This is a genomic window from Symbiobacterium thermophilum IAM 14863 (genome assembly GCF_000009905.1).
In the GTDB taxonomy this organism is placed as follows: Bacteria; Bacillota; Sulfobacillia; order Symbiobacteriales; family Symbiobacteriaceae; genus Symbiobacterium; species Symbiobacterium thermophilum.
This window is the reverse complement of record NC_006177.1, coordinates 3,100,552-3,113,919: the sequence shown is the minus strand read 5'-3', so window position 1 is coordinate 3,113,919 and position 13,368 is coordinate 3,100,552. Positions and strand designations below refer to the sequence as shown.

Annotated in this window: 14 protein-coding genes; 6 read left to right on the top strand and 8 right to left on the bottom strand. The window is 68.9% G+C overall.

Features of this window, described 5'->3' with window-relative positions; all coding sequences use genetic code 11:
• Positions 1 to 51: 51 nt before the first annotated feature.
• From STH_RS14370 to STH_RS14350, 5 genes are all read right to left on the bottom strand, one after another.
• Positions 52 to 672, bottom strand: a complete 621-nt coding sequence (locus tag STH_RS14370) for a diguanylate cyclase (RefSeq protein ID WP_050742311.1) — start codon at positions 670 to 672, stop codon at positions 52 to 54.
• Between the two features lie 151 nt (positions 673 to 823).
• Positions 824 to 1,069 (bottom strand): hypothetical protein, encoded by a 246-nt coding sequence (locus tag STH_RS19050; protein WP_011197005.1) that lies wholly within the window; start codon positions 1,067 to 1,069, stop codon positions 824 to 826.
• 4 nt (positions 1,070 to 1,073) lie between these two features.
• Positions 1,074 to 1,352, bottom strand: a complete 279-nt coding sequence (locus STH_RS19045) for a ubiquitin-like small modifier protein 1 (RefSeq protein WP_011197004.1) — start codon at positions 1,350 to 1,352, stop codon at positions 1,074 to 1,076.
• Positions 1,353 to 3,164: an aldehyde ferredoxin oxidoreductase family protein gene (locus STH_RS14355; protein ID WP_011197003.1), complete on the bottom strand. Its 1,812-nt coding sequence runs from the start codon at positions 3,162 to 3,164 to the stop codon at positions 1,353 to 1,355.
• Between the two features lie 142 nt (positions 3,165 to 3,306).
• Positions 3,307 to 4,266, bottom strand: coding sequence for a sigma-54 interaction domain-containing protein (locus tag STH_RS14350; RefSeq protein ID WP_050742310.1), 960 nt, complete (start codon positions 4,264 to 4,266; stop codon positions 3,307 to 3,309).
• A 291-nt stretch (positions 4,267 to 4,557) separates the two neighbouring features.
• Between STH_RS14350 and STH_RS17560 the strand changes: the two genes are divergently transcribed.
• The 5 genes from STH_RS17560 (at position 4,558) to STH_RS14325 (ending at position 9,433) form a co-directional block, all read left to right on the top strand.
• Positions 4,558 to 5,019 carry an NUDIX domain-containing protein gene (locus STH_RS17560; protein ID WP_011197001.1) on the top strand — a complete coding sequence of 154 codons (462 nt, stop codon included), beginning with the start codon at positions 4,558 to 4,560 and terminating at the stop codon, positions 5,017 to 5,019.
• A 23-nt stretch (positions 5,020 to 5,042) separates the two neighbouring features.
• Positions 5,043 to 6,074, top strand: coding sequence for a hypothetical protein (locus STH_RS14340; RefSeq protein WP_043714254.1), 1,032 nt, complete (start codon positions 5,043 to 5,045; stop codon positions 6,072 to 6,074).
• 55 nt (positions 6,075 to 6,129) lie between these two features.
• Positions 6,130 to 7,011, top strand: a complete 882-nt coding sequence (argB, locus tag STH_RS14335) for an acetylglutamate kinase (protein WP_011196999.1) — start codon at positions 6,130 to 6,132, stop codon at positions 7,009 to 7,011.
• A gap of 14 nt (positions 7,012 to 7,025) precedes the next feature.
• Entirely contained in the window at positions 7,026 to 8,249 is a 1,224-nt protein-coding gene (locus STH_RS14330) for an acetylornithine transaminase (protein WP_011196998.1), read from the top strand.
• A gap of 350 nt (positions 8,250 to 8,599) precedes the next feature.
• Entirely contained in the window at positions 8,600 to 9,433 is an 834-nt protein-coding gene (locus STH_RS14325; protein WP_050742309.1) for an alpha/beta hydrolase, read from the top strand.
• A gap of 136 nt (positions 9,434 to 9,569) precedes the next feature.
• Here the strand turns inward: STH_RS14325 and STH_RS14320 are convergent, their stop codons facing one another.
• The 3 genes from STH_RS14320 to STH_RS14310 form a co-directional block, all read right to left on the bottom strand.
• Positions 9,570 to 11,117, bottom strand: a complete 1,548-nt coding sequence (locus STH_RS14320) for a flotillin family protein (protein WP_011196996.1) — start codon at positions 11,115 to 11,117, stop codon at positions 9,570 to 9,572.
• Between the two features lie 7 nt (positions 11,118 to 11,124).
• Complete coding sequence (locus tag STH_RS17555; protein WP_011196995.1) at positions 11,125 to 11,778, bottom strand: hypothetical protein; 654 nt, start codon at positions 11,776 to 11,778, stop codon at positions 11,125 to 11,127.
• Between the two features lie 94 nt (positions 11,779 to 11,872).
• A complete protein-coding gene (locus STH_RS14310) occupies positions 11,873 to 12,721 on the bottom strand; it encodes a DinB family protein (RefSeq protein WP_043714252.1) in 849 nt (282 codons plus the stop codon).
• Between the two features lie 170 nt (positions 12,722 to 12,891).
• Between STH_RS14310 and STH_RS14305 the strand changes: the two genes are divergently transcribed.
• Entirely contained in the window at positions 12,892 to 13,362 is a 471-nt protein-coding gene (locus STH_RS14305) for a Fur family transcriptional regulator (RefSeq protein WP_011196993.1), read from the top strand.
• Positions 13,363 to 13,368: the final 6 nt, after the last annotated feature.

Below are 13,368 nucleotides of genomic sequence, written 5' to 3'. Positions count from 1 at the left end.
CAGGACACGGAGCGCCCGCGTCTCCGCTTTTTTCTGGTCGTGCCGGCTCGACTACCGGACGTCGTACTTGCGCAGGAGGTCGTCCAGGGCCTCCCTGAGCAGGACCGACTCCTTCTTCTTCAGCTGCTCGGCCAGCTTCTTCAGGCGGGCCACCTGGGAGGTGGTGTAGTAGCAGGAGCGCAGGACCATCTCCTCCCGGGACGGCAGCGCGACGCTGTTCCGCCCGGCCTCCTTGGCCTGGTACAGGGCCTGGCCCGCCTGTTGCGTGAGACCGCCCAGATCCTTCGCATCCCGGGGGAAGTTGGCCACGCCGATGCTGATCGTCGGGTTCAGCTCCGGGTAGGCCTGCGCTGCGCTGGCGGCGAAGTCGGCGCGCAGGGTCTCCATCTGCAGGAAGGCCTTCTCCAGGCCGGTGCCCGGCATGAGGATGGCGAACTCGTCGCCGCCGATGCGGCCCACCGTCCAGCCCAGGCTGTCGGCCCGCTCCCGCAGCATCCCGCCCAGCAGGGCGATGAGCTTGTCGCCGGTCTCCCGCCCGGCCTGCGCGTTGATTTCCTCGAACCCGTCCAGATCCAGCGACGCCAGGGACACGGTCTCCTCTTCAGTCAGTGCCTTCCGGATGGCCTCCCAGAACGGCTGACGGGTCAGAATTCCGGACAGTGCGTCCACCATCTCGCATACCCCCACATATAGAGAGTGATATATATACATTGACCTATACGCCCGGCGTTGTCAAACCCTGGATGGGACGGCCGGAAACAACAAGAACCCCGGGGGCCATCTCAGCCCCCGGGGTTGCTGTGCAGTTCAGTCACGCCACCGCCTACCCTCCGCCGCGCATGGCCCGCAGGCGAAGGCCGCTGACCACCCGGGCCACCGACTGGGGATCGCCGGAGAAGGTCACCACCACCCGCGGCCACACCGCCCCGAAGGCCCGGTGCTCGCCGGCCTCCAGCGTGGCTGTCCAGTCCGGGCCGGCCACCGTGCCGTCCGGCCGGACCGTTCCGCCCAGGCTCTCCAGGTACCCCCGGATCTGATCCGGGGTGGAGCCCCGCAGGTCCAGGTTCATCGCCCTACCCCCCTGCCGACGGCGGGAAGATGGCCACGCTGTCCTGCTCGGAGACGGGCGTCTGCAGCCCCTGCAGGTCGCGGATCAACCGGCCGTTCAGCATGATGTTGACGTGGGGGAGGAGCGCATCCCCCTCCGGCGTGACCACGTGAGGCCTGAGGGCGGGGTGCAGGGCGAAGAGCCGGTCCAGCAGGTCGGCCACCGTCCGGCCCCCGCCCAGGTCCACTTCCACCCGGCTGCCGCCGCCGTGGAGCCGGAGGTTGCCGAACAGCTTCACAACCACCTAGATGATCTCCAGTTCCTTCAGCTTCTCTTCCGGCACCACGCCATCCTTCCAGCCCCGCAGCCGGTAGTACTCCTCCAGCATCACGGGCAGCTGGGACAGCATGCCGGCCGAGTTGTGGGTGGCGGGCTCGGTGAAGAACCGCTTGGGCAGCGTGTCGTCCTTGCCGGTGAAACCGTTCAGGTTGTTGTAGTGGCGCTCGAGGTTGTAGACCCGCTCGCCGATGCGCATGGCCTCCTCGGGCGTGATGTCGTCGAAGCCCGTCAGGGCCCGCACCTGGGCCGAGAACTCCTCGGCGCCCTGCGCGAAGCTGGCGAACTTGCACACGTCCATGGAATCCAGGAAGCCGAACAGGTCCTGGAAGGTCTTCAGCAGCTCGGCCTTGCCCTCGGTGACCGTGCGGTCGGTGGGGAACGGGATGCCCGCGATCTCCGAGGCGATGGTGTAACCCCGCAGGTGGCAGGCGCCCCGGTTGGAGGTCGCGTAGCCCAGGCCGATGCCCTGCACGCCGCGCGGGTCGTAGGCCGGAATGGCCTGGCCCTTGACGGACAGCGCGATGTCGGGGTCGCCCAGCAGGCAGGCGGCGCCGTACGCGCCGTTGGCCAGGATGTCGCCGAAGCCCTCGCGGTAGGCGGTCTTGCGGATCAGCTCCGACATCTTCTCCGCGTCGCCCCAGTTGATGACTTCCGGCGTCAGCCCCTTCTCGGAAGCCTCCATGGCCATGGCGAGGGTCACGCCCATCTCGATGGTGTCGAGGCCGTAGTCGTTGCACTGATCGAGCATGTAGACGAGCGGCTCGCGATCGCCCAGCCCGCACAGCGCGCCCAGGGCCCAGGCGGTCTCGTACTCCATGGACTCGGTCTTCGCCTTCCAGCGGCCCTCCTTGACCTCGACCTCCTTCTTGCAGTGCACCGGGCAGGCGTGGCAGACCGGCTCGGAGGCGAGGTTGAACTCCCGGAAGGCCTCGCCGCTGATGGCCTCCCCGTGCTCGAAGTGGCTCTCCTTCGCGTTGCGAGTGGGCAGGGAGCCGGCCTCGTTGAGGATGTTCATCAACACGTTGGTGCCGTACAGCGACAGACCGCCCTTGTTGGGCGCCGTGAGCGCGGCGGCCATGATCGCCTTCTGGCCCATGCGCACGGCCTCCTGGAAGGCCTCCTTCCGCTCGGGCAGCGGCTGGGGCTGGCCGGAGCGGTCGCCGATGATCACGATGGCCTTCAGGTTCTTGGAGCCGCCGACGGCACCGGTGCCGCCCCGGCCGGAGGCCCGGTCATGCTCGTTCAGCCAGCCGGCGAAGCGCACCAGCCGCTCGCCCGCGGGGCCGATGGCCATGACGGAGGTGTTCTCCCTGCCGTACTTCTCCTGCAGGGCCCGCACCGTGGCCCGGACGCCCAGGCCCCAGAGGTGGGAGGCGTCCTCGATCCGGACCGTGCCGTTTTCCACCACCAGGTAGACCGGCCGCCACGCCCGGCCCTTGATCAGCAGCCCGTCGAAGCCCGCCCAGCGCAGCCGGGCCGCGGTGAAGCCGCCCATGTGCGAGTCGGTGATGGTGCCCGTCAGCGGGGACTTGGTCACGATGGCCAGGCGGCCCGACATGGGAACCGCGGAACCGGTGCAGGGCCCGATCATCACAGCCATCAGGTTGTCCGGCGAGAGCGGGTCGACCTTGGGCCCGTTATCGAACACGAACTTCACGCCCAGCCCGCGCGCGCCGATGTACTTGCGGAGCAGCTCCTTCGGGACCTGGTCGTACTCGACCGTGAGGCTGGTCAGGTTGATGCGTGCGATGCGGTTCGCGTAGCCACCTAATGTCATCGGCAGTCCCTCCACCCCATGGAATTTCGAGATGCCGGCAATAACTTCTTGCAAATTTCGTGCCAACGGAAAGACCGGGTCCGGGGCGGTCGAATACAGCAAACAGGTGTCCCGCGCGGGACACCTGTCCGGGACACCTGTCTCATTCCACTTGTCGCTTCAGCCGGATGCCGTACAGCTCCAGCTTCCGGTAGAGGGTCGAGCGGCTCATCCCGAGCCTGCGGGCAGCGGCCGAGGCATTGCCGCCGCAGGCGTCCAGCGCCGCCCGGATGGCCGCCTCCTCACCCGCGGGGCCGGGCTCGGCCTGTGAAAGCGGCAGCGGCGGGAGCGGCAGCAGCGCCGCCGGGTCCTCGTCAAGGGTGACGGCCAGCTGCACCAGGTTGAGCAACTCCCGCACGTTCCCCGGCCAGTCGTACCTGAGCAGCCGCCTCCAGGAGCTGAGGGGCAGGCGGGGTACCCCCCGGTTCAGGCGATGGTACCCGTGGACGATCAGGGGGATGATGTCCCGGGGCCGCTCCCGCAGCGGCGGCAGATGGACCGGAATCACGCTCAGCCGGTAGAACAGGTCCTGCCGGAACCTGCCCTGCCGGACCATCTCGCGGAGATCGCGGTTGGTGGCGGCCACGATCCGCACGTCCACCGGGATCGGCCGGTGGCCGCCCACGCGCACCACCTCTCCCTCCTGCAGCGTGCGGAGCAGGGCCACCTGGGCCTCGTAGGGCAGTTCGCTCACCTCGTCCAGGAACAGTGTGCCGCCGTCGGCCGACTGGATCAGCCCGGTGTGCCCTCTGGGATTGCCGCCCGTGAACATGCCCGGCTCGTAGCCAAAGAGCTCGCTGGCCAGCAGATCCGGCAGCAGCGTGCCGGCGTTGATGGCGATGAACGGTCCTCTTGCCCGGTCGCTGGCCGCGTGGAGAGCGCGGGCGACCAGCTCCTTGCCTGTGCCGGTCTCGCCGGTAATGAGCACCGTCGCCGAAGTCCGGGCAGCCCGACGCGCGCGCTCGAGAGCGCTGAGCCAGGCGGGGTCACGCCCCACGAGCTGCGCAAACGGATCCTGACCCTGGTGGGACGACGGCTTGGCTTGCGGGATCGTCGAGCGCATCCGCCCACCCCCTTCCAAGCGGTGCACTCACGGACCCATCCGATGGGGCACCCGGGCAGGCGAAGCGATCCCGGAGCCCACCGTACCGGGAGCGAACTGCCGTATGGTGGTATCAGTTTATTGTCACAGAAGTATTTCGCCGCGCCGCCACAGTCCCCCTTGGTCTACGGCCCGAAAATGGTCCGACCTGTTTCAGTGTATACTTTCTACCTATAAGCGACCATGGGCGGGAAGGAAGAGATACCCCTTGGCCGAAATAATACAGAATCGGCGAAGCGGGGGGGAGAGAGCGTGAGGAAGCGTCAGAAAGCGTACGCCCTCATCGTGGAAAACGGCCGCCTGCTGCTGGTCCGGTATTACTACCCTGAGGAGAACGCCTGGTACTGGAACTTTCCCGGCGGCACGCTGGAGCCGGGTGAGACGCTGGAAGAGGCGCTGAAGCGGGAACTCATGGAGGAGTGCTCCGTGGAGGTCGAGGTGGGGCCCATGGTCCTGAAGGAGGCTCCTCCCGGCCGGGATTACGTGCGCTACTTCTTCCGGTGCTGGATTACGAAGGGACGCCCGCAGGTGGGAACCGATCCTGCGACCAACGACTCCATCGGCGCCTTGGAGTGGGTGGACCTGACGGATCCCGGCCGCTGCGGCGGCTGGGGCCGCCGGAACCTGCCCCAGGTGGCCCGTGTGCTTGGGTTCCAGCCGCGCCGCCGGCGCCGGCTCCCGCCGCCCATCCCGCGGCGGGCGGTGCAGCAGTAGAGGCGGCACGGGAGGGGTTGCCGATGCAGGTCGTCCGTGCCGGATCATGGCAGAGGTGGACCGTGGCCGGAGCGGCCCTGCTGCTGGTCCTGGTGTACGCTTTGCAGTGGTTGGCGGGCGGGGGAGAGATCGAGCTCCATCAGGTCATGAACTACTTCCAGGTCGTGTCGTCCATGGTGATCGTCACCTGGGTGGGGGACAGGCGCAACCGGCCCACCATGCTGACCGGCTCGGTTCTCCGCGTGGCCCGTGCGTTTGGCTGGGAAGCGATTCCCCTGGCCGCCGCCGAGGTGAAGCCGCTCCGGACCGGATGGCAGGTCCGCTGGAACGACGGCCGGGAGGTGCGGCGGCTGTCGCTGGTCACCCCGCCGGAGTTTCGGGAGGCCGTTCTGCGGGCGGCCGAGCAAGCCAGGGCCGCTCCGCCCGGGGAAGCCCCCCGCACCGTGCGGGAGGCGCTGCTGGCCGTGCCGCTCGCGGAGCGGTCGGCGGTCCGGGGCCGTGGGGCGGCTTACCTCGCCCTGCTCACTGTCCTGCCGCTGCTCAGCCTGTGGCTCAACCACCCGTGGCCCCTGTTCGGACTGCCGGTGCTCGTCTGGTTCCAGGACCGCATTTTCGCCGGCACGACCGTCGTGCTGAGCGACCGGATCCTCTGGCTGCTCGGCGCCCAGGGGCCGGTCGATCAGATTCCGCTGGAACGGGTTCGGTCCGTGGAGGGCGTGAAACGCAACCGGGTCCTGCTCCGGCTGGATGACCCCAGGCATCCGGCGCTGAAGCTGTTCCGGTACCACGAGGGGGTGGACGTCCTGGCACAGATTGAGAAGGCGATGGCCGGCCAGCCGTTGTTCACGCCCGCGGGCGAGGGCGTTTCCCAGGCGGCTGCGGCCCGGGCCGGGGACGATCCGACGGCGGGCGAGGCGGTGAGCCCCGCCGGGGGCGGGGACCATTCACATCTGCGAGCGCTGCCAGCACCGGGCCCGGTACGAGGCGCAGGAGGCCGGCCACGGCCTGCAGGGAAGGGAGCCGCTGCCCATGTGAGGGCGGCCGGCTCCCCTTGAATATGCATGCACACTGAAGTATAATTATGCAATCACACCCCAGGAGGCGGGTTCCGTGGATCAGCAGGCGCTGGACAAGGCGGCGGTGCTGGCGGAGGCGCTGCCGTACATCCGCGAGTTCTCGGGCAAGACGGTGGTCATCAAGTACGGCGGGGCGGCGATGGCCGCCGCCGATCTGAAGGCCGCGGTCATGCAGGACATCGCCCTGATGAAGTACGTGGGCATGCACCCGATCGTGGTGCACGGCGGCGGGCCGGAGGTGTCGGAGTTGGCCCGGCGGATGGGCATCGAGCCCCAGTTCGTGGACGGGCTGCGGGTGACCGACGCGGCCACCATGGAGATCGCTCAGATGGTGCTGGTGGGCAAGACGAACCGGGAGATCGTCACCCACCTGTGCGCCCAGGGCGTGAAGGCGGTGGGCCTCTCGGGGCAGGACGCCGGCCTCATCCGGGCCGCAAGGCACCTGCACCGCTCCCGGGAGACCGGGGAGATGGTGGACCTGGGCTTTGTGGGAGACGTGGCCGCGGTGGACACCGAGGTGCTGACGACGCTCACCACCGCCGGCTACGTGCCGGTGATCGCCCCCATCGGGGTGGGGCCCGGCGGGCAACCCTATAACATCAACGCAGACACGGTGGCCGGCGCCATCGCCGCGGCCATGAAGGCGGAGAAGCTGGTGCTGCTCACCGACGTGGAGGGGGTCCGGGCCGACAAGGATGACCCCTCCAGCCTGCTGAGCCGGGTGACGGCGCAGGAGGTCAAGTCCTGGATCGCCCGGGGCAGACTGCAGGGCGGGATGATCCCGAAACTCCAGTGCTGCCTGACGGCCCTGGAGGGCGGCGTCAACCGGGTCCACATCATCGACGGCCGGGTGCCCCACAGCCTGCTGTTGGAGATCTTCACGGACGAGGGCGTCGGCACCATGGTGGTCAAGTAGCGGAGGGGATGGCGATGGCGGACGTGAGCGGATCGAGGAGCGCAGCCCTGATGGCCCGGGCGGACGCGCACACGATGAAGACCTACGGGCGTTACCCGATCGCCCTGGTCCGGGGGGAGGGGGTGCGCTGCTGGGATGCGGACGGCAAGGAGTACCTGGACTTCCTCGGCGGCATTGCCGTCAACGTGCTCGGCCATGCCCACCCGGCCCTGGTTTCGGCGATCGCCGACCAGGCGGCCCGGCTGATCCACTGCTCCAACCTGTACTACAGCGAGCCCATGGCCGAGCTGGCCGAGCTGCTCACCCAGCACGGCGGGCTGGACCGGGTCTTCTTCTGCAACTCGGGCGCCGAGGCCAATGAGGGCGCGATCAAGCTGGCCCGGAAGTACCAGTGGCGGAAGGGGCTCAAAGCGAAGAACCGGATCGTGTCGCTGACCCACTCCTTCCACGGCCGCACCCTGGCCACGGTGACGGCCACGGCCAAGCCGGCGATCCAGGAGGGCTTCGGGCCGCTGCCGGAGGGATTCGACTACGTGGAGGCCGGCGATGTGGCGGCGCTCAGGGCCGCGGTCACGGACCGGACCGCCGCGGTGATCGTGGAGCCGGTGCAGGGCGAGGGCGGCGTGCGGCCGCTGGCCCGGGAGTTCCTGGAGGCGGCCCGGGCGATTTGCGACGAGCGGGGCGCCCTGCTGATCTTCGACGAGATCCAGTGCGGCATGGGCCGCGTGGGCCACCTCTTCGCCTACCAGGCCTTCGGGGTGAAGCCGGACATCCTCACCCTGGCGAAGGGGCTGGGCGGGGGCGTGCCCATCGGGGCCGTGTGCGCGACGGAGGAGGCGGCCCGGGGATTCGCGCCCGGCGACCACGGCACCACCTTCGGCGGCAGCCCGCTGGCGTGCGCCGCGGCCCTGGCGACGGTCAAGACGCTGCTCAGCGAGGACCTGCCCGCCCGGGCCGCAGCCATGGGCGAGTACCTGCTGGCGGGGCTGCGGCGGCTGCAGGCGAAGCATCCGGGCCTGGTGAAGGAGGTCCGGGGCATGGGGCTGATGCTGGGGATCGAGCTCACCCGCCCGGCCAGGCCGGTGCTGGAGAAGTGCCACGAGCTCGGGCTGCTGGTCAACGTGACCGCCGACACCGTGGTGCGGCTGCTGCCGCCCTACATCATCACCGCGGCGGACTGCGACCGGGCGCTGGAGATTCTCGATCAGGCGCTGGCGGCGGTGGGATCTGCAGGATAGTGCCCGCCCTGCTGGGCAGACCGGCGAAGGCCCTGGGGGCGCACGCTGGGCGTTACATCGCACAGAGGGATCTGCGGTCATGCACGCAGATCCCTCTGTGCGTGCCGGCAGAAATGCGGGCCTGTGTCGTTCCCCTGCAGGAGTCACCGCCGCTTCAGAGAAGACAAAAGGCGTGCGAAATAGCGGAATACGCAGCAACAAGGAGGCGCAAAGGTGCAGGTTCAGCCACGGATACGCCCGAAGAAAAGCAGGGCGAAACGGGCCGTATTGATCGCGGTGGTCGCGCTGGTTCTGCTGGCCCTTGCGGGACTCTCAATCCTGCCCCCGCTCATCACCAGCCCGATAGCCCGATGATCGACCTGCACGTCGACTTCCAGCGGATGTATGCAGCAGATGACTTCGGACTCACCGCCGAGCGAGTCGACCTCACCACGCAGGACGGCCTCCGCCTGGTCGCCTACGAGGTGCGTCGGCCGAACCCCAAGGCCGTGATCATCTTCCTCTCCGGCATCCAGAATCCTTCGGTGACCGCCTTCTTCGGCCACGCCCGGTGGCTGGCCGGGCACGGCTACGCCTCCCTGCTGCTCGAGATGCGGGCGCACGGAGAGAGCGAGGGCGACCTGATCTGCCTCGGTTACCGGGAGCACCTCGACGTCCGGGCGGCCGTGGACTACCTGCGCGCCAGCAGCGCCTATGACGGCGTGCCCATTGTCGTCTACGGCCTCTCCATGGGCGGCGCCACCGCCATCAACGCCGCGGGCCAGATCCCCGAGATCGCCGGGGTCATCAGCATGTCGGCCTTCTCCTCCTGGCCGGACGTGTTCGCCGACAACATGGCCCTACAGGGGGCCCCCGCCTGGCTGGCCGCGGCGGAGAAGCCCTTCGTCGCCGCCTACATGGCGCTCCGGTTCGGCCCGACGAACGCGGGCATCACGCCTGCCCGGCAGATCGCCAGGCTGGGCGACCGCCCGGCCCTCCTCATCCACTCCCGCGGCGACTCACAGGTGCCCTTCGCCAGCTTCGAGCGGCTGGTCGCCCGCGCCCCCGGGCATGTGGAGACCTGGGTTGTCGAGGGCGACCGTCACCTCATCATCGACATCGACGACTACGAACATCCTGAGCGCGCTCACGACTACGCGGCGACCATACTGGGCTTCCTGGAGCGGCACTGGGGTGGTGAATAGCGGCGGCGCAGGCCAGGGCGGGGCGCACACTGGGCCGGCTGCCGCCATCGGGCGTATAAGGGGGGACCTGCGGGTATGTCCCGCAGGTCCCCTTCCGATTCTGTCTGAGGCTTGTACACAAGGGACGACGGATCGCCTACGCCTCTGCTTTGGTCTTCCCTTCGGCCTCGGCTTCCGCCTCCGGCTCCATGGCAGCGGCGACGGGCGCCGTCTCTGTCTGGGGAACCGGTTCCGCTTCCCTGACCTCGGCCTCGATCTCCCGGACCTTGGACTCCAGGCCAGGCAGCTGCTTCATCATCTCCTGGATCGAGATCCCGGTCAGCCCTTCCAGGACCGTGGGGGCGGTGGCGACCAGCTTGGCGACGTCGGCCATGAACTTGTTGACGCCCACCTCGGCCCCCTGGCCCTGGGAGAGGATCGTGACCTTGTCGATGCGGGACAGCGGCTCCGCGGCCGCCCGCATGAGCTCGGGCAGGACCGGCATGAGCTTGTCGAGGATGGCGGCCTGGCCGTACTCCTTGTACGCCTCGGCCTTGATGCGCATGGCCTCGGCCTCCGCCCGGCCCTTGGCGAGGATGACCTCCGCCTCCGCCAGACCCTTCTGCCGGACCACGTCGGCCTCGGCCTCGCCGGAGAGCCGGATCGCCCGCGCCTGGCCCTCGGCCTCGATCTCCAGCTTGCGGGCCTGGGCCGCCGCCAGCGCCTCCTGCTTCTGCCGCTCGATCTCCGCGGCCTTCAGCACGGTCGCGATCAGTTCCTTCTCGCGCCGCAGGATCTCGGCCTCCTGGACCTTGACCTGCTCCTGGCGCTCCACCTGCTGCACGCGGACCTGCTCGGCGACGACCTTCTGCTGGATGATATTGGCCTCGATGTCGTAGGCCTTGTCTGCCTGGGCCTGGGCCCGCTTGACCTCGGCCTCGAACGCGGCCTTCTTCAGGTTCAGGTCACGCTGCGCCTCGGCCTGCTTGGCCAGCGACTCGGACTGGGCGAGCACCGTCTCCTGCTCGGCCCTCGCCTTGGCGATGGCCGCCTCGCGCATCGCCTCCGCCCGCTTGATCTCGGTGTCGCGCAGCGCCTCGGCCGCCGCGATCTCGGCCGCCCGCTTGATGCGCTCGGTGTCGGGCCGGCCCATGTTGTTGATGTAGTCGTTCTTGTCCTTGATCTCCTTGATCGTGAAGGAGATGACCTCCAGCCCCATCTTGCTCATGTCGTCGGCGACGTTGGCCCGCATGCGGTCGGCCACCATCTCCGGCTCCTTCACGATCTGCTCCACGGTGAGCTGGCCGATGATGCCCCGCAGGTGGCCCTCCATGACCAGCTTCAGGATCTCGTTCTGCTCCTTGGTGGTCTTGGAGAGGAACTGCTCGGCCGCGGTCAGGATCGACTCGGTGTCCGACTTGACCTTGATCTGGGCCACCGCCTCCACGGTCACCGCGACGCCCTGCACCGTGTAGAAGTCCTGCTGCGGGACGACGTCAAAGGACATGAGCTCCAGCGAGAGCTCCTGCGCCGACTGGATCAGCGGCCAGACCACCAGGCCGCCGCCCTTGGTGACGCGCGGGCCCCCGAAGCCGTAGACGATGAGTGCGCGGTTGGGTGGCACCTTGCGGTACATGGAGGCCAGAAGGCCCAACAGGAGCAGGATGCCCAGAATCGTGAGGCCGGCGATGATCAGCGGTCCCATTCCCGTCTCAAACCTCCTTAAGGTTTTCTTCCTTCATGAACTCACGCCACGGCTGGACGTAGGCGATGCCCCGCTCGTAGCGAAGGATGACGACCTCCTCGCCCTTCGGGATCGGGTGCCCGTCCACGGAGCGGGCCGCCGACACCGTGCGGGTCTGGTTCAGCGTGTAGACCACCTCGCCGGTGCCCCCTTCCCGGATCGGAACGGTGAGCCGGCCGACGATGCCCGTGTACCGGGTGGGCGGAAGCGGCCGCTCGCCCCGGAGCAGGAAGCGCTGGAACCGGTAGACGAGCCAGCCGGTGGCGAAGCCGCCTGCCGCTGCCCCGGCCAGGGCCACCGGGGCACCGTAGTGGGACGTCAGGTAGCCGGCGCCGCCGAAGCCCATCAGCGCGGCCACCAGCGTCTGAAAGTTAACGGGCGAGAGGGCCGCCGCCTTCCCGGTCGCCTTGCCCACCGAGCCGTCGTGGGCCATGGGCACGTCCGTGGCGAGATCAACGCTCAGGTCCCCGCCTGCGTCGAGGCTGAGGTCTCCCCCGGGGCCCAGGTGGCCGCCGTGGGACAGGTCGCCGGCGTCGCCGCCCAGGTTGAGGAACCCGAGGATGACCGAGACCAGCGTCAGGCCGAAGCCGACATAAAAAGAATAAAGGAATAACGAGGTCATGGGGGCACACCTCCTCCAGGGCCCGGATGCGGGTTCCGCCTATAAGACACCGTGCGGGTCGCCTTTGGTTCTGAATCCCGGGACTTTCGTGGCATTATTTCTTCAGGCGGCGCTGCATCTCCTCAAGCTGCAGGATGTGGTGGACCGCGTGGCCCCCCTGCTGCCGGAGCAGATCACGCACGCTGGCCGTGTAGCCGCTGGGCCAGGTGACCGTCCGCTCCAGCGCGTCCGGCAGGTGAGACAGCGCCTCCAGGATCCAGGCGCGCGCGGCGGCGAACAGGGCGATGGCCGGCTCCACCGCCCGCCGGTCGCAGGCCAGGCCGCGCATCCATTCGTCGTTCTCCCAGACGGTGGTCGCGATGCGCCTGCCCGGCAGGGCCAGCGCGATCCGCAGGACGTGGAAGGTCTCGGCGTCCGAGTCGACGATGTGGTGGACGATCTGCCGGGCGGTCCACTTGCCCGGGGCGCGGGGGACGTCCAGCCCGGCGTCGCCCAGGCGTCCTACGGCGTCGGCCAGCCGGGCCGGGCCGGTTCGGTACAGCTCCAGGATCTGGTCGTCGGTGACGGGCAGCTCCTCCCAGAATGCCAGCACGTAGCCCTCGGGATCGGGCAGCAGCATCTGGCGGTACCCAGGGTATGTGACCGTCGGGCCGTCGGGCATGAGGCCGGCCTGCCGCAGGCGCGCGGCCAGGTCAGGAAGGTCCCGGCGGTGCAGGTAGACCCACGCGCCGGGGCCGGCCGGCGGCGCCGCCAGCGCGGGGGGCGGCTCGGTCCCGGCCCGCAGCAGCACCAGCGTCTCCCCTTCGGGCGCGGTCACCAGCACGTCCGCCGATCCCGCGGGGACGGCGCGGAATCCGGGGAGCCCGGCGTAGTAGGCGGCGGCGCGCGGGAGGTCCTGCACGTACAGCAGCGCCTGGGGAGGTCGGGCGTTGGGTTCGCTCAAGGACATCACCTCGTTTGTTCGCTTCTCCCGCTTGCGGTCAAGTCCTGCCATAGTGCGGCTCGCTTTGCGGAAAACTGGTGATGGGAGGTTCCGGGCAAAAGACTATTGCAGTCACGCGGGATCTGATATACTGTTAACTGGAATGATTCTCGCTGTGGGGGGTGAACGCCATGACCGAGAGCGGGCACCAGGTCGCGGAACAGCACCGGGAGGATCCGTTCACCGCGGGCCTGCGCGCCGCCGGGCTGAAGCTCACGGCCCAGCGCGCCGCCATCTGCGCGGCCCTCGCGGACATGGCGGGGAAGCAGCACCCCACCGTGCAGGAGATCTTCGAAGCCGCCCGGAAGCACCACCCCGGCGTCAGCCTTGCCACGGTGTACAATACCCTGACCGTCCTGAAGGAGCGGGGCCTGGTCTATGAGCTGGGGCCGGACGCGGCGGGCGCCGTCCACTACGAGCTGGACGTCGACACGCACGTCAACGTCATCTGCATCCGCTGCAAGCAGGTGATCGACCTGCACCACATCTCCACCGGACTGGAGGAAATGGTGCAGGCCGAGACCGGATACCGGCTGGTGGGCGCCCAGATGCTCTACTACGGCATCTGCCCGGCCTGCGCCCGCGACGGTGCCGCCGACTGATTCCCC

What these genes read in the sequence shown, in the direction of transcription:
- STH_RS19050 (WP_011197005.1), bottom strand. Translation starts at nt 1,069, where the DNA reads ATGAACCTGGACCTGCGGGGCTCCACCCCGGATCAGATCCGGGGGTAC.
- STH_RS14330 (WP_011196998.1), top strand. Translation starts at nt 7,026, where the DNA reads ATGGCGGACGTGAGCGGATCGAGGAGCGCAGCCCTGATGGCCCGGGCG.
- STH_RS14350 (WP_050742310.1), bottom strand. Translation starts at nt 4,266, where the DNA reads ATGCGCTCGACGATCCCGCAAGCCAAGCCGTCGTCCCACCAGGGTCAG.
- STH_RS14320 (WP_011196996.1), bottom strand. Translation starts at nt 11,117, where the DNA reads ATGGGACCGCTGATCATCGCCGGCCTCACGATTCTGGGCATCCTGCTC.
- STH_RS14355 (WP_011197003.1), bottom strand. Translation starts at nt 3,164, where the DNA reads ATGACATTAGGTGGCTACGCGAACCGCATCGCACGCATCAACCTGACC.
- STH_RS14305 (WP_011196993.1), top strand. Translation starts at nt 12,892, where the DNA reads ATGACCGAGAGCGGGCACCAGGTCGCGGAACAGCACCGGGAGGATCCG.
- STH_RS14340 (WP_043714254.1), top strand. Translation starts at nt 5,043, where the DNA reads ATGCAGGTCGTCCGTGCCGGATCATGGCAGAGGTGGACCGTGGCCGGA.
- STH_RS14325 (WP_050742309.1), top strand. Translation starts at nt 8,600, where the DNA reads ATGATCGACCTGCACGTCGACTTCCAGCGGATGTATGCAGCAGATGAC.
- STH_RS17555 (WP_011196995.1), bottom strand. Translation starts at nt 11,778, where the DNA reads ATGACCTCGTTATTCCTTTATTCTTTTTATGTCGGCTTCGGCCTGACG.
- STH_RS14370 (WP_050742311.1), bottom strand. Translation starts at nt 672, where the DNA reads ATGGTGGACGCACTGTCCGGAATTCTGACCCGTCAGCCGTTCTGGGAG.